This window comes from Pseudomonas phytophila, from assembly GCF_025643095.1.
Lineage (GTDB): Bacteria > Pseudomonadota > Gammaproteobacteria > Pseudomonadales > Pseudomonadaceae > Aquipseudomonas > Aquipseudomonas quasicaspiana.
This window is the reverse complement of the sequence record NZ_CP081201.1, coordinates 4,153,702-4,177,242: the sequence shown is the minus strand read 5'-3', so window position 1 is coordinate 4,177,242 and position 23,541 is coordinate 4,153,702. Positions and strand designations below refer to the sequence as shown.

The 23,541-nt window shown below is 57.6% G+C and carries 22 protein-coding genes; 12 read left to right on the top strand and 10 right to left on the bottom strand.

All coding sequences use genetic code 11. From position 1 onward, the window contains the following. Positions 1-48 precede the first annotated feature (48 nt). A complete protein-coding gene (locus K3169_RS18815) occupies positions 49-780 on the top strand; it encodes a dienelactone hydrolase family protein (RefSeq protein WP_099270814.1) in 732 nt (243 codons plus the stop codon). A 100-nt stretch (positions 781-880) separates the two neighbouring features. On the opposite strand, the gene K3169_RS18810 is transcribed toward K3169_RS18815, so the two are convergent. The 6 genes from K3169_RS18810 to K3169_RS18785 all read right to left on the bottom strand — a co-directional run bounded on the left by K3169_RS18810 (position 881) and on the right by K3169_RS18785 (position 7,044). After that, positions 881-1,732, bottom strand: a complete 852-nt coding sequence (locus K3169_RS18810; RefSeq protein WP_263267406.1) for a pirin family protein — start codon at positions 1,730-1,732, stop codon at positions 881-883. A gap of 17 nt (positions 1,733-1,749) precedes the next feature. Then, positions 1,750-2,151, bottom strand: coding sequence for an OsmC family protein (locus K3169_RS18805; protein ID WP_263267404.1), 402 nt, complete (start codon positions 2,149-2,151; stop codon positions 1,750-1,752). 139 nt (positions 2,152-2,290) lie between these two features. Next, positions 2,291-3,511, bottom strand: a complete 1,221-nt coding sequence (gene fabB / locus K3169_RS18800; protein WP_027898654.1) for a beta-ketoacyl-ACP synthase I — start codon at positions 3,509-3,511, stop codon at positions 2,291-2,293. Positions 3,512-3,522: 11 nt separating this feature from the next. Beyond that, on the bottom strand, positions 3,523-4,038 hold the full coding sequence (gene fabA / locus K3169_RS18795; protein ID WP_027898655.1) for a 3-hydroxyacyl-[acyl-carrier-protein] dehydratase FabA: 516 nt from the start codon (positions 4,036-4,038) through the stop codon (positions 3,523-3,525). Between the two features lie 220 nt (positions 4,039-4,258). Beyond that, entirely contained in the window at positions 4,259-6,187 is a 1,929-nt protein-coding gene (locus tag K3169_RS18790; RefSeq protein ID WP_122708782.1) for a response regulator, read from the bottom strand. After that, complete coding sequence (locus K3169_RS18785; RefSeq protein ID WP_263267398.1) at positions 6,184-7,044, bottom strand: ABC transporter substrate-binding protein; 861 nt, start codon at positions 7,042-7,044, stop codon at positions 6,184-6,186. Before K3169_RS18785 ends, K3169_RS18790 begins: the two co-directional genes overlap by 4 nt. Before the next feature lie 1,034 nt (positions 7,045-8,078). On the opposite strand from K3169_RS18785, the gene K3169_RS18780 reads away from it, so the two are divergent. The 8 genes from K3169_RS18780 (at position 8,079) to K3169_RS18745 (ending at position 14,448) form a co-directional block, all read left to right on the top strand. Beyond that, a complete protein-coding gene (locus K3169_RS18780) occupies positions 8,079-9,104 on the top strand; it encodes an NAD(P)H-dependent glycerol-3-phosphate dehydrogenase (RefSeq protein ID WP_099270818.1) in 1,026 nt (341 codons plus the stop codon). A gap of 23 nt (positions 9,105-9,127) precedes the next feature. Continuing rightward, entirely contained in the window at positions 9,128-9,472 is a 345-nt protein-coding gene (locus tag K3169_RS18775; protein ID WP_263267396.1) for a DUF4389 domain-containing protein, read from the top strand. Then, complete coding sequence (gene sixA, locus K3169_RS18770) at positions 9,469-9,924, top strand: phosphohistidine phosphatase SixA (protein ID WP_099270819.1); 456 nt, start codon at positions 9,469-9,471, stop codon at positions 9,922-9,924. Before K3169_RS18775 ends, sixA begins: the two co-directional genes overlap by 4 nt. A 218-nt stretch (positions 9,925-10,142) precedes the next feature. Beyond that, positions 10,143-10,586: a hotdog fold thioesterase gene (locus tag K3169_RS18765; RefSeq protein ID WP_027897938.1), complete on the top strand. Its 444-nt coding sequence runs from the start codon at positions 10,143-10,145 to the stop codon at positions 10,584-10,586. Positions 10,587-10,704: 118 nt separating this feature from the next. Then, positions 10,705-11,502: an alpha/beta fold hydrolase gene (locus tag K3169_RS18760; RefSeq protein ID WP_099270820.1), complete on the top strand. Its 798-nt coding sequence runs from the start codon at positions 10,705-10,707 to the stop codon at positions 11,500-11,502. After that, positions 11,499-12,353 (top strand): alpha/beta hydrolase, encoded by an 855-nt coding sequence (locus tag K3169_RS18755; protein WP_231676250.1) that lies wholly within the window; start codon positions 11,499-11,501, stop codon positions 12,351-12,353. The genes K3169_RS18760 and K3169_RS18755 overlap by 4 nt, the downstream gene beginning before the upstream one ends. Before the next feature lie 118 nt (positions 12,354-12,471). Beyond that, the gene (locus tag K3169_RS18750; RefSeq protein ID WP_231676252.1) at positions 12,472-13,302 is read left to right on the top strand and encodes a DUF4892 domain-containing protein; all 831 of its coding nucleotides are present in this window, start codon (positions 12,472-12,474) and stop codon (positions 13,300-13,302) included. Positions 13,303-13,401: 99 nt separating this feature from the next. Further along, positions 13,402-14,448 carry an AI-2E family transporter gene (locus K3169_RS18745; RefSeq protein WP_099270823.1) on the top strand — a complete coding sequence of 349 codons (1,047 nt, stop codon included), beginning with the start codon at positions 13,402-13,404 and terminating at the stop codon, positions 14,446-14,448. Between the two features lie 12 nt (positions 14,449-14,460). Here K3169_RS18745 and K3169_RS18740 read toward each other — a convergent pair whose 3' ends face one another. Then, the gene (locus K3169_RS18740) at positions 14,461-15,711 is read right to left on the bottom strand and encodes an MFS transporter (protein ID WP_263267391.1); all 1,251 of its coding nucleotides are present in this window, start codon (positions 15,709-15,711) and stop codon (positions 14,461-14,463) included. A gap of 600 nt (positions 15,712-16,311) precedes the next feature. Between K3169_RS18740 and K3169_RS18735 the strand changes: the two genes are divergently transcribed. Continuing rightward, a complete protein-coding gene (locus K3169_RS18735) occupies positions 16,312-17,805 on the top strand; it encodes a helix-turn-helix transcriptional regulator (RefSeq protein ID WP_263267390.1) in 1,494 nt (497 codons plus the stop codon). 149 nt (positions 17,806-17,954) lie between these two features. After that, positions 17,955-18,218 carry a DUF1652 domain-containing protein gene (locus K3169_RS18730; RefSeq protein WP_027898757.1) on the top strand — a complete coding sequence of 88 codons (264 nt, stop codon included), beginning with the start codon at positions 17,955-17,957 and terminating at the stop codon, positions 18,216-18,218. Here the strand turns inward: K3169_RS18730 and K3169_RS18725 are convergent. Beyond that, entirely contained in the window at positions 18,207-18,512 is a 306-nt protein-coding gene (locus K3169_RS18725; protein ID WP_099270826.1) for a DUF6482 family protein, read from the bottom strand. The two genes, K3169_RS18730 and K3169_RS18725, sit on opposite strands and share 12 nt — an antisense overlap. Positions 18,513-18,908: 396 nt before the next feature. On the opposite strand from K3169_RS18725, the gene K3169_RS18720 reads away from it, so the two are divergent. After that, complete coding sequence (locus K3169_RS18720) at positions 18,909-20,528, top strand: methyl-accepting chemotaxis protein (protein WP_099270827.1); 1,620 nt, start codon at positions 18,909-18,911, stop codon at positions 20,526-20,528. Between the two features lie 64 nt (positions 20,529-20,592). Here the strand turns inward: K3169_RS18720 and K3169_RS18715 are convergent, their stop codons facing one another. Both K3169_RS18715 and K3169_RS18710 read right to left on the bottom strand, forming a co-directional pair. Further along, positions 20,593-21,339, bottom strand: a complete 747-nt coding sequence (locus K3169_RS18715) for a FadR/GntR family transcriptional regulator (RefSeq protein ID WP_263267389.1) — start codon at positions 21,337-21,339, stop codon at positions 20,593-20,595. 139 nt (positions 21,340-21,478) lie between these two features. After that, the gene (locus tag K3169_RS18710; protein WP_255885316.1) at positions 21,479-23,062 is read right to left on the bottom strand and encodes an aldehyde dehydrogenase (NADP(+)); all 1,584 of its coding nucleotides are present in this window, start codon (positions 23,060-23,062) and stop codon (positions 21,479-21,481) included. Positions 23,063-23,541 lie beyond the last annotated feature (479 nt).

Here is a 23,541-nt window from a genome sequence, read left to right as displayed (position 1 = left end):
TCTGATTGTGCTCCACCCATTTGTCTTTCATTACTTGAGGAGTCAACGATGAGCAGCAACGTTTCCGTGAGTTCAGTGGTGTACCAGATCGACGGTCAACCTTTCGAGAGCCGTTTGGTATTCGACTCGGGTGACGCTTCGTCACGTCCCGGTCTGTTGATGGCCCCAAACTGGATGGGTGTAACCGAAGGCGCCGAGAAAATTGCACAGGCGGTAGCAGAGCAGGGTTATGTAGTGTTCCTGGCCGACCTTTACGGTCAAGGTACGCGCCCGCAGAACAACGATGAGGCTGGCGCTGCGATGATGCCGCTCAAGGATGACCGTGCACTGCTGCGCAAGCGTATGCAGGCTGCACTGGATCAATTGCTGGCCCAGACGGACGCACCGGTTGACGCTGATAAAGTCGCTACTTTCGGTTTCTGTTTCGGCGGTTGCTGCTCCCTTGAGCTGGCGCGTACCGGCGCTAACCTGAAAGCAGCTGTGTCATTCCACGGCACGCTGGATACGCCGAACCCGGCTGATGCGAAAAACATCAAGGGTGCGGTGCTGGTACTGCACGGTGCGTCGGATCCATTGGTGCCGAAAGAGCAATTGCCAGCTTTCGAAGCCGAAATGAATGCTGCGGGTGTGGACTGGCAGTTGCTGAGCTACGGCGGGGCCGTGCATTCGTTCACCGACCCTCACGCACAAACGCCGGGCATGATGCAGTACGACGAAAAGACCGCCAAGCGCGCCTTTGTGTCGATGCATAACCTGCTGGATGAAGTGTTCAAAGGCTGACACGCGAGACTGAATAACGGTAGGAGCGAACTTGTTCGCGAGGCGATGTTCCTTGATACGCAGGCCCAACCTCGCGAACAAGTTCGCTCCTACCGGTGCTTTATGGCAGCTCAATCCTGCCAATCTCCCCAGGCACTGTCGGCCAGTCTCCAGCTGCCCAGCGGGTTCTTGCCTGTTCGATCAGTTCCTGATCACTGGCGACGAAATTCCAGTTCATGCGCCGTGGCCCATCCAGTGGTGCGCCGCCAATCAGCACCGCGTGACACTCACTCTCCGCACACAGATTCACTTCTTTGCCTGGCTCCAGAACCACCAATGTTCTGGCTTCCACTGCTTCGCCGTCCACTGACGCTTCACCGCTGAGCACATACAGCGCACGTTCTTCATGTTCATCAGGGATGAGCAAAGTCGTCGCGTTTTGCATGTGCAGCTCGGCATAGAGCGTCGGCGACAGCACCGGCACCGGGGAGGTCAGGCAAAAGCCGGTTCCGGCAATCATCCTTATCTGAATACCAGGGTTGTCAGTGACAGGCAGACTGCTGGCCGGGTGAAGGCTGTAATGACCTTCGCCCTGCTCATGTGGCTTGGGCGAAGCCAGCCACACCTGCAAACCGTGCATGCGCGAGCCGCTGGCTATGAGGTCGGCAGGCGTGCGCTCGATGTGTGCGATGGCTGCGCCGGAGGTCATCCAGCTGACGTCACCTGGTGTCACTTGCTGATCGCTGCCGAGGCTGTCCTTGTGCAGGAGGCGGCCCTCGAACAGATACGTCAGCGTCGACAGGCCAATATGCGGGTGTTGGCGAATATCAATGCCTTTGCCCGGCGCATATTCCGTTTCCAGCATGTGATCGAAAAATACAAACGGGCCGACACTGCGGCACCTGGCTGAGGGCAGGGGGCGCAGTATCGGCTGGCCTTCCACGTCTTCGGCGCGGGGTTTGATGGTAAGCATCAGGCGGTTCTCGGCAGTCAGACCAGTTGGGTGTTGATAGTGATCTCGGCGGTGGTCATCAGCTTATGGACGGGGCAGCGATCCGCGATGCGGTACAATACCGTGCGCTGTTGTTCGCTGAGAGCCCCTTCCAGGGATAGTTCTACGTTCAGGCGGTACTTTGCCTGTCTTTCCTCACTGTCGTCGTGAGTGACCTTGACGGTGACGCCAGTCAACGGGATGTCATGCTGCTTCGCGTACAGCTTTACTGTCAGTGTCTTGCACGAGGCCAGCGCTGCATCGAAGTAATCGTGAGGGGAGGGCGCGGAGTTTTCGCCACCCAGCTCAACAGGCAGGTCAGTGAATATTTCGTGCTGCCGGTTGATGTCGATCTTGTGGCGAAATCCGTCAGGGCTAACGGTGCTGACGATGACAGACATGGCGGCCTCGGCTGTAGGTAAAAGAAAATATCCTACCCGCATAGTGTTTACTCGGCCTATAAAATCGGTGCTCATAAAAAAGGCGCCTCGAAAGGCGCCTTTTTACACAGCTGAAGCTGCATCTACAGCAAGGGCGGAATTACTTGCCCTGCCAGCGCTTCATGACCAGGGTAGCGTTGGTGCCACCGAAGCCGAAGCTGTTGCTCATGACCTGGTCGATCTTTGCATCTTCCTGGGTCTTGAGCAGGATCGGCATGTCAGCGACAACCGGGTCCAGTTCGTCGATGTTGGCCGAACCCGCGATGAAGTTGCCTTCCATCATCAGCATGCAGTAGATCGCTTCGTGAACGCCTGCGGCGCCCAGGGAGTGACCCGACAAGCTCTTGGTGGAGCTGATGGCCGGAGCCTTGCCAGCGAACACTTCACGAACGCCTTCCATCTCTTTGGCGTCGCCGACCGGAGTCGAAGTGCCGTGAGTGTTCAGGTAGTCGATCGGGCCTTCAACGGTGGACAGGGCCATCTGCATGCAGCGGATTGCACCTTCGCCGCTCGGCGCGACCATGTCGTAGCCGTCGGAAGTAGCGCCGTAGCCCACGATTTCAGCGTAGATCTTGGCGCCGCGAGCCAGAGCATGTTCCAGCTCTTCTACAACGACCATGCCGCCACCGCCAGCGATGACGAAGCCATCACGGTCTGCGTCGTAAGCGCGGGAAGCCTGTTCCGGGGTGTCATTGCGCTTGCTGGACAGTGCGCCCATGGCGTCGAACAGGAACGACTGGCTCCAGTGCTCCTCTTCACCACCACCGGCAAACACGATGTCCTGCTTGCCCATCTGAATCTGTTCCATGGCGGTACCAATGCAGTGAGCACTGGTGGCGCAGGCAGAGGCGATGGAGTAGTTCAGGCCCTTGATCTTGAATGGCGTGGCCAGGCAAGCGGAAACCGTGCTGCTCATGGTCCGCGTAACGCGGTACGGGCCAACGCGCTTGACGCCTTTTTCGCGCAGGATATCCAGCGCTTCCATCTGGTTCAGGGTCGATGCACCACCGCTGCCAGCGATCAGGCCGGTACGCGGATTGGAGACTTGCTCCTCGGTGAGGCCCGAATCAGTGATGGCGTCTTTCATGGCCAGGTAGGCATAAGCTGCCGCGTGACCCACGAAGCGAAAGATCTTGCGATCGATCAGCTCTTCAAGGTTGAGGTCAATGGAGCCGGAAACCTGGCTACGCAGACCCATTTCGGCATATTCCGGATTGAAACGGATGCCAGGGCGGCTTGCACGCAGGTTGGCGGAGACGGTCTCTTTGTCATTGCCCAGGCACGAAACGATGCCCAGACCAGTGATAACGACGCGGCGCATGCGGATAACCCTTAGAAGTTGTCAGTGGAGGTGAATACGCCGACGCGAAGGCCTTCGGCGGTGTAGATTTCGCGACCGTCGACAGTGACCGAACCATCAGCGATGGCCAGGTTCAGCTTGCCCTTGAGGACGCGTTTGATCTGGATGTTATAGGTGACTTTTTTGGCGGTCGGCAAGACCTGGCCGAAGAACTTTACTTCTCCCGAACCCAGTGCGCGACCACGGCCTGGCAGACCCTGCCAGCCGAGGAAAAAGCCAACCAGCTGCCACATGGCATCAAGGCCAAGGCAGCCCGGCATTACCGGGTCACCTTCGAAGTGACAGGCGAAGAACCACAGGTCCGGATTGATATCCAGCTCAGCGACCAATTCACCTTTGCCGTACTTGCCACCCTCTTCGCTGATATGAGTGATCCGATCGACCATCAGCATGTTAGGGGCGGGCAGTTGCGCGTTACCTGGGCCGAATAGCTCACCGCGACTGCAGCGCAGCAAGTCTTCCCGGGTAAAGGCGTTTTGTTTGGTCATGCGAGCTCCTCAATAATCTCGTGCGGCAGGGCGGGGTATCGTGTGACCCGGAAGCCAGTCCTGGCCGGCTGACTCGCCAGGGGTCTGCCGGCAGCCTACTCATAGACTATTGCGTTGTAGTGAAAGTCACAGCACAAGGGAAATGAAAGTACACTTGTGCACTGAAATTTGCCATCCAGCCGACCACGAAGGTCGATTTAGCGGACAAGACTGCCGCAATTTAACAATTATCGCCAGTCACAGTTGCCCGAAAGGGAATCCATTTATGCAAAACCTGCTGTAAATCAGTACGTTTGAACGGTTTCGCCAGGTAGTCGCTCATCCCCGCCTGTAAACAGGCGTCGCGGTCACCCTGCAACGCATTGGCGGTGAGAGCGATGATCGGTACCTGACTCAGACCGGGTAATTGTCGAATGTGGCGCGTGGCTTCGTAGCCGTCCATGACCGGCAGTCGGCAATCCATGAAAATCGCTGCATATTGTCCGCTGCCAGCCATGCTGACTGCCTGTGCGCCGTCTCTGGCGACGGCCACCTGATAACCGAGGTTGTGCAGCATGGCGCGAATCACCGCGCAGTTGACCTCGTTGTCTTCGACCAGCAACACGTTACGTTGCTCACCATCGGTGTCCACTGCGGATTCAGTGCTGTCTGGCGCGTCGACGGTTTCGCGCACGAGGGCCATCGGGATTTCCAGGCTGAACAGCGAACCTGACCCCTCTGTGCTTTGCGCGCGCAGAGTTCCGCCCATACGTTCGGCCAATGTGCGAGCGATGGGCAGGCCCAGTCCCGTGCCTCCGTAACGTCTGGAGATCGAGCTGTCAGCTTGCTGAAAAGCGTCGAACATCGATTCCAGACGGTCGTGATGAATACCGATCCCGCTGTCACGCACGTGGCATGCGAACAAAATGCGCCCCTCATCCAGCGATTCGTATTCAGCCTCAATATCAACGCTGCCACGCTCGGTAAATTTAAGCGCGTTGCCGATCAGATTGACCAGAATCTGCCGGATACGGGTCGGGTCGCCTTGCACCCGCAACTGATCAAGCCCGGGCTGGATATGCAATTGCAGTAACAGATTGCGTTGCTGCGCATCGTGGCTGAAGGCCTGACTCGAGGTGCTGACCAGATCCGCGACATTGAAAGCTATGTTTTCCATTTCCAGCGATTGCCGCTCGAAACGGGAAAAGTCCAGGATGTCGTTGATCACTCGTAACAGATGCTCTGTGGATTCGGTGGCGAGCGCCGCGTATTCGGTTTGCTCTTCAGTCATCTGCGTTGTTTCCATCAACTGCAACATGCCCAGTACACCGTTCATGGGCGTGCGCAGTTCGTGGCTCATCATCGCCAGAAAGTCCGACTTTGCGCCGTTGGCGCGTTCCGCTTCTTCGCGGGCCTGAATCAATTGATCAATGAAGCGCTGCTGTTCACGGCTGGCCTTGTCCAGGTTCGCCGCAAGATTGTTGATGTGGCGCGCCAGATCACCCAGCTCCGCGTCGTCAGGTACGGGCAACGGTGTCCGGTAATCGCCTTGCTGGATCGCTTTTACCGCCTCGCCCATTGCACTGATGGGTTGCGAAAGGCTTGAGGCCAGGCGTCTTGCGAGAATGAACGTGAACAGCAATGCGAACAGCGCAAGAATGCCGGCCTTGAGCAGGATTTCCTGCTGGCGCTCGCTGAAGGCTTCGTTGGACATACCGACCAGCACCCGGCCCAAATAATCCTGAGCGGCGCTGACGGTGTCATCGTGGTTGCCGAGGAAATCCTTGCCCAGCTTGATCTGCTGCGAGCGAATTGGCGCCTGAAATATCTCTACCTGCTTGGGGTGCGTTCCAGGACCACCGGGTTGCTCGACATACACCAATACCTTGTTAAGGCTGTCCTGAACTTCGATAAAGCGCACGTGAGGCGTCGATAGCGTCGCGCGCATCAGGCTTTTGAGGACTTCATCGTTACCGACAATCACGCCATATTCCGATGCGGGTGCCAACTGGTTGGCGATCAACTGCCCCGTGTGATTGAGTTCCTGGCGCAGATCCTGAATGCGCACGAAGGTAAAGAAGCAGATCAGCAACAGCGTCAGCAGTAGCGCGGGACCGAGACTGATCATCTGTGTGCGGGTGTTGATGTCCCAGTGACGACGAACCTTCATGGGCGCTGCTCCGCCTGACTCAGGCTGATGGTCACTGCTGCATCGTCGATGGCGATAATGCCAAGGGACTGGGCCACGCGTGGATTACTCATGACTTTGAAGTGTCGCGGATACTGCGCCCGGGGCCATTGCTCGGGCGTTTTGTCGAGCAGCGCGTCAAGGGTGTCCAGCCAATCTATTTCATCGCTGTAAGTACTCGCCAGGCTGCCCGCTTTGACAAATGATGCATTGGGGCCAAGCAGTGCCTGTTGATGAGCATAGCTGCTGAGCAACAGGTTCTTGGCGGTTTTGGCGTTGTACAGGTCCGGGTCATCAAGTCCCAGCAATACGTCGCTGCGGATCAGCAGGTTCTGCAGTGACTGGTTTTCTGCACTGGGTGTCCACGGCTGGGATATCACCCGTAATCCCATGGCCAGTGCCGCATGACGCAATTCTTTTAGCAGGAACTGGCTTCGATTATTGAACAGTACGCCGATCTGTCTGGCTTCGGGCAGCAGGTGCCGGATCAGCAGCAGTTGGCGTGTCACCGGCGGATCGCTCCACAGCAGGCTTAACGTAGGAGGGCGCTTTTCACCCAGTCGTTCATGGGCCTGGATTCGACTGACGCGCAGTACCAGCGTCTTCGGGCCTTCGCTGTCGCTTAGTCGCCAGTCCAGGCTTGCGGTGTCCAGCAGCACCAGTCGGGTGTGTTCGCTGACTTTGCCGGGGGACGGCATTTTGTCGGTTTCGATAAATCGTATCTGGTCGTTCGGGCGGCGCTGGCTCAGCTCGGTCAAAAAGTTCTGGATGCCCGGGCTGGTTCTGGCGGCGGTCAGCAAAATATCGGCAGCGGACGCCGTGGCGCAGTTCACCCACATGAGTGCCGCGATTGCAGTGCAGCGCAGAAGTCTGCTCGAGAAAGCCACAGGCGTGTCCATACGTGTTCGTCCGGTTACCGCTCTATTCATGCCCGGCATGTTAACCGAGACACGGCTTATTGCCACGCGGGGTGTCGTTGGTTGGTTTTTGTGGGCATATCCATTGCTGCGGTAACGGCTGATATTGGTTGCGCCCTTACGGCGCGTCACTTTTGGGGCCCAAAAGTAACCAAAAGGCCTTTACCCCACCACTCGGCACCTCGCTGTCGCTCGGTGTACCCGAACGCAGATCCTGAACCGTGGGCCGCCGCAATGGGCCATCCATGGCCCGGTGCGGCTAACCCGGCATCCTTGCCGGGTTGCCCACGTTTCAGAATCTGCGTTCGGCCTGCGTGGTTTAACGGGGCGCTTCAGATCAAGATCAAAAGCGCGGCGGCCTGACAGCCGACCTGGTTGTGTGGGTTTGCCGGGGATCTGTAGGAGCTGCCGAAGGCTGCGATGCGGTTTGTCAGACGTCGAATGCGTTGGTTGTAGTGACGTCTCGCGAACAAGTTCGCTCCTACCGGTCCGAGGCGATCCTGCCGTTTTCGCTCTGCTTTGATCTGCTCTGCTTTTGATTTTGATTTTGATCTTAGGCGCCCCGTTAAACCACGCCGGCCGGAATTCGATATTGTTGTGTGGGGCAAACCGGCAGGGATGCCGGTTTAGCCGCCTCAGGCCATGGATGGCCGGTGGCGGCGGCCCCACACAACAATGTCGGATTACGGGTATGCCGAGCGACAGCGAGGCACCCAGTGGTGGGGCAAGAGCGTTTTGGTTACTTTTGCGCTCTATCAAAAGTGACGCGCTGTAAAAGCGCAACCAATATCAGCTTTCACCGCGAAAATGGATATGTACACAAGAACCACTACATCATAGACGCAGGCCTTAACAATCAAGAAACACACAGCAATGAACGTTGTCACTGGCCGCCATCGCCATGCTCCGTATAATGCCGCCATCGCCAGATGAGATGGCTCTAAATGGATGTCTTTATGACCACACAGCAACCTGTTGCGGTTCTAGGTGGCGGCAGCTTCGGTACCGCAGTGGCCAACTTGCTGGCGGAGAATGGCCGTCCCGTCCGCCAATGGATGCGCGACCCCGAGCAGGCCGAGGCCATTCGTGTCAATCGCGAGAACCCTCGCTACCTCAAAGGCATTAAAATCCTGCCTCTGGTTGAACCAGTCACAGACCTGACGGCGACGCTGGATGAATGCGAACTGGTTTTCGTCGCACTGCCATCGAGCGCGCTGCGCAGCGTACTTGCGCCGCATGTAGAGCGCCTGACCGGCAAGATGCTGGTCAGCCTGACCAAAGGCATCGAAGCGCAGAGCTTCAAACTGATGAGCCAGATCATCGAAGACATTGCGCCTCAAGCCCGTATTGGCGTGCTGTCCGGTCCCAATCTTGCGCGAGAAATTGCCGAGCATGCACTGACTGCAACAGTGGTAGCCAGCGAAGACGAAGACCTCTGTATGCAGGTTCAGGAAGTGCTGCACGGCAGGACGTTCAGGGTTTACGCCAGCAACGACCGCTTTGGTGTAGAACTGGGCGGGGCGCTGAAAAACGTCTACGCGATCATAGCCGGTATGGCCGTGGCGCTGGACATGGGCGAAAACACCAAGAGCATGCTGATCACCCGCGCGCTGGCGGAAATGACCCGTTTTGCGGTCAGTCAGGGTGCCAACCCCATGACCTTTCTTGGGCTGGCGGGCGTCGGTGACCTGATCGTGACCTGCTCTTCTCCGAAGAGTCGCAATTATCAGGTGGGTTTTGCGCTGGGGCAGGGCCTGAGTCTTGAAGAGGCGGTCAATCGGCTCGGTGAAGTCGCCGAAGGGGTCAATACCCTCAAAGTACTCAAGGTCAAGGCTGATGAGCTGCAGGTATATATGCCACTGGTCGCGGGCCTGCATGCAATTCTTTTCGAGGGCCGTACGCTGAGTCAGGTCATAGAGCAGTTGATGCGTGCCGAGCCGAAAACGGATGTGGACTTCATCTCCATCACCGGTTTCAACTGAAACACTCATACAGGGAGAAGATCTTGAACGAGTCCAAAATCAAGCAAGATGAGTCCATTTTATTGCGCATCCTCTGGATGGTGCTGTTCGTGGTGATCTGGCAATTGGCTGAACTGCTGCTGGCAGGCGTGGTACTGGTCCAGCTGGGTTATCGCCTGATCTACGGGGCACCGAGTGGCAGCCTGATGAATTTCGGTGACAGCCTGAGCCAGTTTCTTGCGCAGATCGGCCGTTTCGGCACGTTCCACAGTGATCAGAAACCCTGGCCGTTTGCTGACTGGCCGACTCCTCGTGCGCCGGAAGGCGAAAAGCCACACAGTGTTCCTCCTGCCGCGCACCCGGTGCGTGATGAGGAGCCCAAGCTGTGAAGGTATGGGTGCTGCGTCACGGTGAAGCGCAGGCGCATGCGCGCAGTGACGCGCAACGCGAGCTGACAGGCCATGGTCGTGAGGAGGTGCTGCAAAGTGCAGCTCACCTGTTGGGTAAGCCTCTGACGCGAATCTTCGCCAGTCCCTATGTGCGGGCGCAGCAGACCGCCGAGTTGGTACATAAGGCATTGGGTTTCAGTGAGCCCGTGGTCACAGTGCCGTGGCTTGTTCCGGAAAGTGATCCAGGCAAGGTGCTTGCTCAACTGGACGCTTATGCCGCCGAGGATGTGTTGCTGGTCAGCCATCAACCGTTGGTGGGGGCCCTTATCGGTCTTGCGGTGCACGGCAGTCATCAACAATCTCAGCCAATGAGTACGGCCAGTCTGGCGGAATTGAAAGGTGACTTTGCACTGGCCGGAACGATGGAGTTGTTGAGCGTTCGGCACGTTTGATTATTGCTATCTTGATAAGAGATTGCCCTTTGCCCTGACACCGCGCTGTCTATCTGCAAGCTCACTCCTACAGGGGCCGTGTTTGCTTCGCGACAGCGCTGTGTCAGGGCACAGAGCAATCTCCTACACAAAACATTCGATTGCATTTTGTGTGATAACAGCAAGGCAGATGAACTCCCGGCGCTCAGCGTTCGAGCGCTTCATGACAAGGATTGACTATGAGCCTGTGGCACGAAACTCCGGACCTTGAGCAACTCAATGCCAAGAGTAAAAACACCATTCTTGAACTGCTCGATATTCGTTTCGAATCATTCACCGAGAACTCCCTGACCGCCAGCATGGTGGTCGACCAGCGGACTCATCAGCCTTACGGCCTGCTGCATGGCGGTGCGTCGGTGGTGCTCGCAGAATCGCTGGGTTCTTCGGCCAGCTATCTGTGCATCGATACCAGCAAGTATTTTTGTGTCGGCATCGAGGTCAACGCCAATCACCTGCGTGGCGTGCGCAGTGGTCGGGTGACGGCCGTGGCGCACCCGGTACACATCGGTCGCACCACCCATGTCTGGGATATCCGTTTGACCAGCGAGGAGGGCAAGGCCAGTTGCATCTCCCGGCTGACTGTTGCGGTTGTACCGCTGGGGCAGGAACCTCCCGCACGCTAGATGCCTGTTGTGCCGGGCGGTGGCCGGATCGTCATGTTCGATGGCCGTTACGATCATTGCCGAGTGATCGGCTCATTGCGCACAATCACCACTGATCTGGTTCAATGAGTGCTCCGGCATGTCGCAACAGGTGTTCTTCGCTCACGCCAACGGTTTTCCGTCAGGCACCTACGGCAAACTGTTTTCCGCGCTGGCGCCGGACTACATCGTGAGCCACCTGGAGCAACATGCCCACGACCCGCGTTTTCCGGTGGATGATAACTGGCTGAATCTGGTGGACGAGCTGATTCACCATTTGCGCGAGCAGCCCGAACCCGTATGGGGAGTTGGTCATTCTCTGGGTGGCGTATTGCACTTGCACGCCGCGATGCGCTGTCCTGAGCTTTATCGCGGCGTCGTCATGCTCGATTCGCCAGTGCTGACTCTGGCTGATCAATGGATGATCCGCGCCGCCAAACGATTTGGTTTCATTGACCGCATTACCCCGGCCGGACGCACGCTGGGACGTCGCGAGGCGTTTGCAGATCTTGAGTCGGCGCGTCGTTACTTCTCCGGCAAAACCCTGTTCCGCCGCTTCGATCCCGAGTGTTTCGACGCCTATCTGCAGCATGGTTTGCAGAGCGACGGCGAACAGCTACGGCTACGTTTCGACGCTGCCACGGAAATCAGTATTTACCGCAGTGTGCCGCACACCAGCCCCGGTCTTTCCCGCCAGCTCAAACTCCCGCTGGCAATGGTCCGTGGTGAGCACAGTCGCGTTGTGATGCGCCATCATGCACGTTCTGTCAGGCGCATGCCGCTGGGGGAATATCTGTCGATGCCCGGTGGCCATATGTTTCCACTCGAGCAACCGGAGGCGACGGCACAGTTGCTCAAATCGCTGTTCAGCCGCTGGACCGCAGGCGCTGGGGTATGAACCATTCTGTGGAGGAAGTCCGCCTGAGCTTGCCGCATATCGAACTGGCTGCCCACTTGTATGGTCCCGAAGACGGCCAGCCGGTGATTGCGCTGCATGGCTGGCTCGACAATGCCAATAGCTTTGCGCGTCTGGCGCCACGGCTTGACGGCTTGCGCATCGTTGCGCTGGACCTGGCGGGGCATGGTCATTCCAGTCACCGGCCGCCGGGTGCAGGTTATGCGCTGGCGGACTACGTTCACGATGTGCTGCAAGTCGCCGAGCAACTGGGCTGGCAGCAGTTTTCGCTACTCGGTCATTCTCTGGGTGCAATCATATCCGTGTTCCTCGCCGCAGCGGTGCCAGAGCGTGTTTCGCGACTGGCCTTGATTGACGGGCTGATTCCCCCGACGGGCGATGCTGATAATGCGCCCGGGCAACTGGGCAAGTCATTGCAGGCGCAACTGCGTCTGGTCAACAAGCGCAAACCGGTTTACCCCGATCAGGAGCAAGCTATTTGCGCGCGAATGAAAGGTGCAGTCGCCGTTAGCCGTGAAGCCGCCGAATTGCTGGCCCAGCGCGGCCTGATGCCGGTTCCGGGCGGTTACACCTGGCGCAGTGACGGACGGCTGACTCTGCCGTCTGCGATTCGCATAACCCGTGAGCAAGCCACGGCATTCGTCGAGGCAATCCGCTGTCCGACACATTTGGTAGTAGCTTCTCAAGGGTTGCTGGCACAGAACGAATCGCTGCTTTCAAGGCTGCCTTTTGAGGTGGCGAGCCTGTCAGGAGGCCATCATCTGCATTTGAACGACGAAGCCGGGGCAGGCGCTGTTGCAGACTGTTTCAATCGCTTCTTCGCTACGCCTTGACTTGCGAGGGGCAACTGCCGAGGCTGGGCGAGTTGAAACAGGAATCAATCATGATGGATCTATGTATCGCTGCACTTTTTGAACTGCCCGTTAACGCTATTTTCCCGAACGTGCCGCGATGAGCGCGCGTATTGGTTTTACCCGTACGCTCGGAGTGACGTTGTGTGCATCTTTACTCAGCACGTCGTTATGGGCGGCGGACGTCCCCGGCAGCGGTGATTTGCAGGTAGTGCCAAGGCTCACCGACGCCGAAATTGTCGATTATCGTCCGGCTTCCGAGCTGGAACGCATCTATCCCATGGGCTCGATCCGCAAGATCAGCGGCCAGTTGCGTTTTGACGGTCAGGTCAGCGCGAGGGGCAACGTCACTGGCGTGACTTATCAGTTGCCTGCTGAACGTACCTCTTATGAGGCCTTCACGGCTGCACGTGAAGCCTTGCAGGCGCAAAATGCGGAGTTGTTGTTCTGGTGTCAGGCCCGGGACTGCGGTGAAAGCAGCCTGTGGGCCAACGAGGTATTCGGCAACTCCAAATTGTATGGCGCTGACGAGCAACAGGCTTATCTTTTGCTGCGTCTGGCCGAGCCAAAAGCCGACACGTTGGTGGCTCTCTACAGCATCACCCGGGGTAATCGCCGAGCCTATCTGCATGTGGAACAATTCGACGCCGCCGCGCCACTGGGCGAGCTTATGCCTACGTCGGGTACGCTGCTTCGGCAATTGAAAAGCACCGGCAAGCTGGCGCTACCCAAACTGGTGGGTGCCCCTCAGGACGCATGGCTGACCCTACTGTCCCGCGGTCTTAATCTCGACAGCAGCCTGCGTGCCACGGTATCTGGCCCGCAAGCCGAAGCCTGGCGTGAGGCGCTGGTCAGTAAGGGCGTGCGAGCGGCCCGTCTGGAAGCGGGGAACGGCGACACACCTGGCCTGCTTATCGAACTCATTCGCTGAACGCAGCTCATAGGCTGGTCCGCGGCGAACACTGACGTCGTCATTGTTCGCCGTTATGCTTCACTTCTGATGTCCTGACCCTTCTTTTGGAAAACGCTCATGTTCAATAACGATCGCCTGTTGGTGCAGATTCTGCTCCTTGCGCTGCTCGGTGCCTGTGTCTGGGTGATGGCGCCATTCTGGTCGGCGCTGTTCTGGGGCGCGGTGCTGGCATTTGCCAGCTGGCCACTGATGCGCCTGCTGACACGCTGGCTAAACGGCCGCGAGTCCCTCGCGGCTTTGATCCTGAGTCTGGGCTGGATGGTTCTGGTCGCTGCGCCGCTGGTCTGGCTCGGCTTCAATCTGGCTGATCATGTGCGTGACGCGACAGCACTGGTCAAGGATATCCAGGTCGACGGCTTGCCCGATCCTCCCGGCTGGCTGGGCAGCGTTCCATTGGTTGGCGAGCGGCTAGTCGCATTCTGGAACAGCATCGACGAGCAGGGCGCGGCGATGATGACCACCCTCAAGCCGTATTTCGGCCAGGTGGGTAACTGGCTGTTGGCGCGCAGTGCGCAGATCGGCGGCGGGATTCTTGAGCTGACCCTGAGCCTGGTGTTCGTGTTCTTCTTCTACCGGGACGGCCCGCGACTGGCGGCTTTTGTGCTGCGCTTGCTGGAGCGTTTGATCGGTGACCGGGCGCAATATTATCTGGATCTGGTGGCAGGCACCGTCCAGCGAGTGGTCAACGGCGTGATCGGCACCGCCGCCGCACAAGCTGTGCTGGCGTTGATCGGTTTTCTGATTGCCGGGGTGCCGGGTGCCTTGGTGCTTGGCATCATGACCTTCATGTTCAGTCTGATTCCGATGGGCCCGCCGCTGGTATGGATTCCTGCGACCGCGTGGCTGGCGTGGAATGGCAACTACGGCATGGCCGTTTTCCTCGCCATCTGGGGCACGTTCATCATCAGTGGCGTGGACAACGTGCTCAAGCCTTACCTGATCAGTCGCGGCGGTAACCTGCCGCTGGTGATCGTGTTGCTGGGTGTATTTGGTGGCTTGTTGGCTTTCGGCTTCATAGGCCTGTTTATCGGCCCGACGCTGTTGGCTGTGGGCTACAGTCTGGTGACTGACTGGGCACGCAGCGAGCGCCCAGTCAGGACGTGATGTAATGCTGCGTCAGGCGGCCGGGAGGGCCGAGTCTGTCTCTTCTCCCGGATGCTCCTTGGCGGTCAGCGTTTCCGGCATCGCCAGCAGCAACAGCAGTGCGGCTGTAGCAATGGCAGCCAGGGTCAGAAAAGCGGCGTTATAGCCCGCGTTCTGAACGATGATCCCGGCCAGTCCGTTGCTCAACGCCGCGCCCAGCCCGAATATTGTCGAGATGATCCCGAGGCTGACGCTGAACCGCCCGGTCCCTTGCGTCAGGTCCTTGACCACCAGAGGGAACAACGCGCCGAACAATCCCGCGCCAATACCGTCGAGCAGTTGCACGGCGACCAGCCAGAAAGGGTTATCGGACAGCACATAAAGCACGCCGCGAATGGGCAGGATCAGAAAGCCTGCCAGCAGCAGTGGCTTGCGTCCCCACACATCAGCCTTTGCACCCACCAGCAGCGCGACAGGCACCATGACCCACTGGGCAGCGACGATGCAGGCTGACGTCAACGGTGTGGCCAAATGCAGGTTCACCTGTGCCAGCTTCTGGCTCACTAACGGCAGCATCGCCGCGTTTGCCAGGTGGAAGAGGGCGCAGCAGGCGGCAAACAACAGCAGTGTTTTATTACTTGCCAATGCTTTGAAGCCGGAAGGCTGAGCGCCGTGCTGTGCATCTCCATGACTCAGTTCGCGGGCTACATCATGATCGATCGCCTTGGCCGACACGCAACTGATTGCAATGACGCTGGCGACGGCCATCGCCGCCATCAGATAAAACACCGCGATAGGACCAAACAGGTAAGCAAAGCCGCCAGCCAGCATCGCTGCGCAGGCGTTACCTGCATGGTTGAAGGTCTCGTTGCGTCCGGTACGCCGGGTAAACGCTTTGGGGCCGGTGATACCCAGGGAGATGGCAGCAACTGCCGGAACAAATACCGACGCGGCGATCCCGCTGACCGCTTGGGTTATCGCAATCAGGCTGACTGAGGAGGTGAAGGGCAGCACCAGACAGCTGGCCGTTACCAGCAGCGCAGCGATTGCGACCACGGCTCGTTTGTAATGAGTGCTGTCGATCAATGCGCCTGCCGGTCCCTGGGTCACCAGACCCGCGATCGCCGCCACCGTCATGACAATGCCAATGCTTGCCGGATCCCATTGGTGGACTGCCAAAAGATAAATAGCCAGATACGGCCCGAGCCCGTCGCGAACATCAGCAAGAAAGAAATTCAGGGCATCCAGTGAGCGGTTGTTGCGGCGTTGGGTATGGGCGTCCACGGGATGTCTCGGTCAGTCGATGATGGAGCTTTGAGCTGCCGTTATGGAAAAGGTTTGCGGCGGCGGAAATTTTCATCTGGATGCGACTAATTGGGAGTACGCAGAACCTGTGGGAGATTCTATGTTTGCTTGCAATCCCGTAGGACCGGCTTTAGCCGGGAGAGCGGTATTTCTGACGAAGAGTATGGAGTGAATGTCCCGACGCCCTCCCGGCTAAAGCCGGCCCTACGGATAGCGCGATCACCTGTGGGAGCGTGGCTTGCCCGCGAAGAACGAACGCGGTATGCCTGATACACCGCAGTGCCCGAATCGCGGGCAAGCGCGCTCCTACGGATTTGGCGATCGTCTGTGGGAGCGCTGCTTGCACGCGATACATGAGACGCGGCCAGAAGGCATGTCGCGTTATCGTTTATCTTCCGGATGCGGCCCAGACCAAGCACGGCTCCCACAAAAAATTGCATTCCAGCCGGACTGCCTTGAATTCTTTGGAATTCCCGACAAAGGTCCACTGTCATACCGACGTTGGGCAATGATCCGCCGTGGCTGAACAGCAAGCTTCAGCGGCGTGCCGGGTGCTCGTTGGCATGGAACGGAGGAACCATGAGTCAGGCAGTCCTTGAGAGAGAAACCGATCGTCGACAACTGCAGAGCATCATTGGAGGCCTGTCGGACGGCGTGCTTTTGATCGAGCTGGATCAGAGCATTCTGTGGGCCAATGAGTCCGCGTTGGAGATGCACGGCGTCAAGCACGTCAAGGAACTGGGTCGTAATGTCCGGGAATATGCATCGCGGTTTCACCTGCGCTACCGCAATAATCATCCGCTTGCGCTGGATCACTACCCGATCAGCCGGATCGCTCAGGGGGAATCCTTCAGCGACGTTGTGGTGGAAGTCAGGCCAGCGGGCAACGACGAAAAATGCTGGGTGCACCGGGTGCGCAGCATGGTGCTGGAAGGACGTTCTGGCGAGCCGGAACTGATGGCCCTGATCATCACCGACGCCACCGAACTGGCCAGCGCCGAGCAGCGTTTCGAGCGAACCTTCGCGGCCAACCCGGCACCCGCTGTTATCTGCAGGCTCAGCGACTTGCGCTACATCAAAGTCAATCAGGGCTTTCTGGAGATGACCGGCTACAGCCGCGAGCAAGTCATTGGCCGTTCAGTCTATGAACTTGATGTGCTCGAGAATGCAGAGCGCAAAGACCTCGCCATCGAGCGGCTCAACGACGGCGGCACCATCCCGCAAATGCAGGCCGAGTTGAAGCTGCCCGACGGCGGCAGCAAGATGGTGATCGTTGCCGGACAGCCGCTGGACATCAGCGAAGACGACTGCATGCTGTTTTCCTTCATGGACATGGAACCCCGTCGCAAGGTTGAGACCGCGCTGCGACAAAGCGAAGAGCGCTTTGCCAAAGCGTTTCGTCTGACCCCTGTCCCGACTCTGGTGTGTAACGCCGAGTCGCAGTTTGTGGTTGAGGTCAATGATGCGTTTATCAGCACCACCGGCTTTACAGCTCAGGAGCTGACCGGACGATCCGTTGATGAACTTGGCTTCATCGACGATCAAAGCAGTCGCCAGCAGATTTTCGAGGTTTTGAAGAAAACCGGCAGTATCGAGGGAATGGAGGTCAAAGTACGCAAGCGTGGCGACGAGATCATCGACTGTATGTTGTCCGCCGATACGGTCGTTATTCAGGATACGCCCTGCTATTTACTGGTGCTGATGGACATTTCCGAGCGCAAGCGATCCGATCTGGAACTGATTGCGGCCATCGAAGAGGTCATGCAGGACGCCTCCTGGTTTGCCCGTTCGTTGATTGAGAAGCTCGCCAACGTGAAGAAAGGCAAGGCGCCGCAATTACCAGGCAGTTCGCTGACAGACCTGACGGCTCGGGAAAAGGATGTGCTGGGCTTGATTTGCGAGGGACTGGCCGACAAGGAAATCGCAGCACGCCTCAAGCTTGCGCCCAACACGGTGCGCAATCACGTAGCGACGATGTATTCCAAACTTGGCGTTCACAGCCGGGCTGAAGCCATTGTCTGGGCAAGGGAGCGAGCGCTGTTTACCAGTGATGGCCGCAAGCCACTGCACTAGGCTGATGGTGCGAATGCACTAGTGCTACCAGTACAAATTCGTCTGTTTATCCCAGCGCTGTTTTCTTTACCCTGACGGTCCATTTCCGGACCTCGTCAGGGGCAGCAGTTGCAGACTTTTAAGAGCTCGCAAGTACAAGGTGATCGGCGTTGAGCTGGCTGTCGCAGGTCCGCCAGGAAATCGAAGGCAGCTTTGAGCCGCTGGCGTGCGAATGCGTCATCAGCGCAGACGCATCCCTCAGCGTTCGTATCTATGATCGAGAGTCAGGACGCGTCGACCTGATGGTCATCGGCATTGCGCTGGATCAGGTTAAAACCCAGCACGACGTGTTGTCGCTTATCAGCGAGTTACGCGATGAGCTGAACAGCGTTGGCATGAACCCGCTTGATGTTGCCCCCTCTTCACAAGCTTGAGTGCCAGGGAATCGGCTCACGATGAGGTTGTCGGTCGGTATCACCTAGACCGACCATCTCGTCGTAGACAGCGGGCTGAACGAGGAACAGCGGCACCTCAGGCACGCCCTTCAGATTCTTGCGTGCTTCTTCCAATGACGCGATATGCAGCGTGCCACCCTTTGCATCGATGATGGGCTGGGATTTGCCGCCCTTCATCGCGTGCATCACGTAGGACCCTCCCTCCATCGTGACCAGATGCACCGCTTCAATTTCGCCTTTCTTCACCTGATCAGCCAGTTTGCTCAGTTCCATGACACTACCTCTTGGACATCGGCGGACGATTGCCTGCCTGCTTAGCTTTGAGACAGGCGCGCGAGTCAAGTTCGACCTTGCCGATTAGTGGTCGTCAGTTGATAGCATGACAGGGCCTGGAAAATTAAAAAGCTGACTGCATGATCAGTTAAAGTATTTATTACTGTTATTTTTTAACAGCTTACGTGCACGCCATCTTAAAGGCTTTTCCCGTTCAAATACCTTTTTTCTTTCAGCCGGCTTTCAATGTGCTGAATAATTTAATAGGGGTAAGGTGTTTTAATTAATGCCAGTAAACAGTGTGCTACTGCAATTTTTAAGATGCCCTCAAGCTTAATTTTCAATGGCCGATAGTTTCATATTGAATGCTAATAAATCTGAAACGGAAGCCTGTTAATGAGAAACCTCAAGGTATCGGTGCGCGCGACACTCAGCTTCATGTTTATCGCTTTTCTGTTGGTTGCGCTGGGCGGGTTGTCCGTATGGAAAATGGGAGAAATCCGCGCGTCGGCTGAGGATCTGGAGAATGACGCGCTGGCCAGTATCGTGGTCGCTGACCGGATCAACGCAGCCATGCTGCGCTTGCGCCTTGAGAACCGTCGACTGGTCTCCCAGACCGATCCCGAGGCTATCGCCGCAACTGTCAAGACGATCAACAGCGTGCGTGATGAGTTGCGAAAGCAGATTCAGACTTACGCCCCTTTTGTTGCGAGCGACAGGGAAGGCCAGTTATTCAAAGCCGTTTCTGAAAACTCTGAAAAAATGTTGACCGCTTTTGATGGCGTTTCAGCCCTTGCAAGTCGAGGTGCAGCTGCCGAGGCATTGGCTTATATATCCAGTAATGTGACGCCGGTTACGCGACCTCTGGAAGAAGCAGTGGCCGGGCTTGTCCAGATGAATATTGACGAGGCGGGCAATGCGGGTAAAGCGTCCGAGGCGTCTTATCAAAGTGGCTTGATGTTTGTCATTTTTATTATTGTTGCCGCTGCGCTGGCGACTATTGTGTTGGCGGTTTTATTTACTAAAAGCATTGTTGTGCCTTTGCGGGACATGTTGCGGGTCAATGACATGATCGCCAAAGGTGATCTGCGCACCGTTATTACGATCAATGGCAAGGACGAGTTTGCCGACCTTCTTCGCTCCACCCAGCAGATGCAGAACAACCTGCGCGACACCATCAAGCTGATTGGTGATTCAGCCACTCAACTGGCCTCGGCATCCGAGGAGATGAACGCTGTGACTGAAGAATCCAGCAAAGGGTTGATGCGTCAAAACACCGAAATCGACCAGGCGGCGACGGCGGTCAATGAAATGACTGCGGCTGTTGATGAAGTCGCCCGTAATGCCGCTTCGGCGTCTGACGCTGCCAAGGCTTCTGATCAGGCAACCCGCACTGGCGCTTCGCGCGTCACCAGCACCGTCACTGCCATCGAGCGACTCAGTCAGACCGTGCAGAACACCAGCGGTGATGTGCAGCGTTTGGCGGTACAGTCCAAGGACATCAGCAAGGTGCTGGACGTGATCCGTACCATTGCCGAGCAGACGAACCTGCTGGCCTTGAACGCAGCCATTGAAGCGGCACGGGCCGGGGAGCAGGGCAGAGGGTTTGCCGTTGTCGCCGATGAGGTGAGGGCGTTGGCGCATCGTACTCAGACTTCCACTCAGGAAATCGAGCAAATGATCGGTGACATCCTCAAGGGCACCGAACAGGCCACCAAAGCCATGAGCGAGAGCTGCGAGCAGGCGCAAGGCACGTTGGGTGTGGCCCATGAAGCGGGCGCGGCGTTGACCTTGATTGCCAAGGCCATCAATGAAATCAACGAAATGAACCTGATGATCGCCACCGCTTCCGAGCAGCAAGCCCAAGTGGCTCGTTCGGTGGACGGCAACCTGATGAGTATTCGTGATCTGTCAATTCAGAGTGCAACAGGAGCCCATCAGACCGCAGCGGCCAGTTCCGAGTTGTCGCGTCTGGCGGCTGACATGAACAGGCTGGTGGGACGATTCGCCCTGTAAATTTCAGGCTCGTAAAACTGTAACTGTAGCGACGTGACAGTCGCTACAGTTTTTTGATCCGCGTTTATGACCCCTGTCTTTCATAGGCCACACGCAAGCGTTCACGGATGTTACTCAAATGCCGGCGCATGGCAGCCTTCGCGCCGTCTGAGTCCCGGTTGGCGATAGTGGCGTAGATGTCGTGATGTTCCTGGCGCAACCTGGTGCTGTAATCCTCGATGGCCGTATTGGCCAGCGCTGCCGAGTTGAGACGGTTACGCGGAATCAGCGTCAGGCCGAGATGTTCGGTGATATCCGCGAAATAGCGATTGTCGGTGGCCAGAGCAATTTGCTGATGAAACTCAAAATCAGCGGCCGCCGCTTCGGCCCGGCTGGCAGTCGGGTCTTCTATGATGCTCAGCGCCTGTTGCATGCGCGCCAGTTGATCCTCGGTTCTGCGCAGGGCCGCGAGGCCGGCAGAATCGACTTCGATACCGATACGTAACTCGATGACCGCCATCACGTCGCCAAGCGTGCGGTCTGCCTGAGGATCGATTTGATCGACTCGCTGCCGAACCACAAATGTTCCGATACCGTGCCGCGTTTCCACCAGACCGTGGGATTGCAGGTGCGAAATGGCTTCGCGCACCACCGTGCGACTCACGCGGTGCTCCTGGGTAATGTGTTTTTCCGGGGGCAGCTTGTCACCGACCTTGAGTTGACCGTCTTCAATCATGCCGGTCAGGATATTGACCAGCGCCAGTGTCAGATTGCGCGGACGTCTTATGGACGAATCGCCCTCTGCCGGTTCGAAAATCGGGGTGGGATTCATGGTGTTCCACCTGATGAAAAAATGCGCTTTCCAGCAGCGCCCATTGACGCGCTGTCAGCTCTTCACAGCTTTCACATAAAGAAACGGCGCGGCTGTCAGGCCGCGCCGTTTCTTTTACGGAGCACTGAACAGGTCAGTCTCAAGCGATTGGCTGATCGCTCCACTCGCTGTTTACAAGACGCTTGAGACCCAGCGGGTTGGCGTTTTGCAACGCTTCCGGGAGCAGGCTGTCAGGATAGTTCTGGTAGCAGACCGGACGCAGGAAGCGGTCAATCGCCAGCGTACCCACTGAGGTACCGCGAGCATCGGAAGTCGCCGGGTATGGACCACCGTGAACCATGGCTTCGCAGACCTCAACACCGGTTGGGTAGCCGTTGACCAGAATGCGGCCTACTTTCTCTTCCAGTACCGGCACCAGCCATTGGTACTTCTGTAGATCGCTCTGTTCGCCGATCAGGGTAGCGGTCAGTTGACCGCGAAGGGCTTGCAGCGCGCTTTTCAGTTGCGCGTCGTCAGCGACTTCGATCACTAGAGTCGTTGGACCGAACACTTCTTCCTGCAGCAGTGGATCGCCGTTGAGCAGCAGACTGACGTCAGCTTTGAACAGCTGCGCCTGAGCCTGTTTGCCTTCCTGCGGTTTGCCTGCCAGATGAGTCACACCGGGATGCGACAGCAGATGCTCTACGCCTTTGCTGTAGCTGCGCAGGCCGCCAGCGTTCAGCATGGTTTGAGGAGCCTGGCCGCCCATGTGTTCCTGAAGTTGCTCAAGGAAGCGGGTGAAGGTTGGCGAGCTGATGCCGATCACTACGCCGGGGTTGGTGCAGAACTGACCTGCGCCCATGACGACGGATGCTGCGAGATCCTTGGCCACGGTATCGCCGCGAGAAGCCAGCGCTTCAGGCAGCAAGACGACCGGGTTGATGCTCGACATTTCTGCGAACACCGGAATTGGCTCAGGACGTTCGGCAGCCATTTTGCACAGTGCGTCGCCACCGCTCAGGGAGCCAGTGAAGCCAACGGCTTTGATGGCCGGATGCTTGACCAGACCTTCGCCAACACCGCTGCCGAAGATCATATTGAACACGCCTTTCGGCATTTTGGTTTTTTCTGCTGCGCGGATGATCGCAGAACCGACCAGATCGGCCGTCGCCATGTGGCCGCTGTGCGCCTTGAATACCACCGGGCAACCGGCAGCCAGTGCTGCAGCGGTGTCGCCGCCAGCGGTAGAGAAGGCCAGCGGAAAGTTGCTGGCGCCAAACACGGCAACCGGGCCTACGCCGATGCGGTATTGGCGCAGGTCGACGCGTGGCAACGGCTTGCGATCCGGCAGTGCCAGATCGATGCGCGCACCTAGGAAATCACCGCGACGCAGGACTTTGGCGAACAGACGCATCTGGCCGCTGGTACGACCGCGCTCACCTTGAATACGGGCGGCTGGCAGAGCGGTTTCCTGACAAACGATAGCGACGAAATCATCACCGAGCTGATCCAGCTCGTCGGCGATGGCATCAAGGAATTCTGCACGGCGAGCCGGGCTCAGCTGGCGGTATTCCAGAAAGGCGCCTTTGGCTGCCAGTGCTGCGGCGTCGATTTCCGCATCAGTAGCCTGATAGAAGCTGTAGGGCAGTGCTTCACCGGTAGTAGCATCGAGACTTTTGTGTTGCGGCTCGCCAAGGGCGCTGCGTGCGCCTGCGATGAAGTTGTGGCCGAGAACATTAGGCATCTTTGTCTCCTGTTTTTATTTGCGGGTTTAATCAGGCTGCTGCCTGTCTTAGAGATCTGCCAACCGTTCGATGACGGTAAAGTGAGCTTACCAGCAACTGCACGGCTCAACATGTTGACAGTCATCGTACAACTATGGGTATGACTGCGCAACCTTGGAGATTCCATGCTGGCCTACAATCTTCCCCGCTGGCCATTAACCCCGCAGGACCGGCTTTAGCTGGAAGATTGCATAGATCCGGTGGGAGATTCTATGTTGGCCTGCAAACACAAATCCGTGCGAATTCATTCGCGAAGGGGCCGGTACATCCGCAACTGATGTATCGCTTGAAATGCCGCCATCCCGAATGAAGTGGAGCGCCACCCCGGTCGGTCCCACAGGCTCATCATGAACCTGAAGCCTTACACAAATCCGTGGGAGCGAGGCTTGCCCGCGATAGGGCCACCACGATTCAGCAGGTTCAACGCGTCATCGTTCAT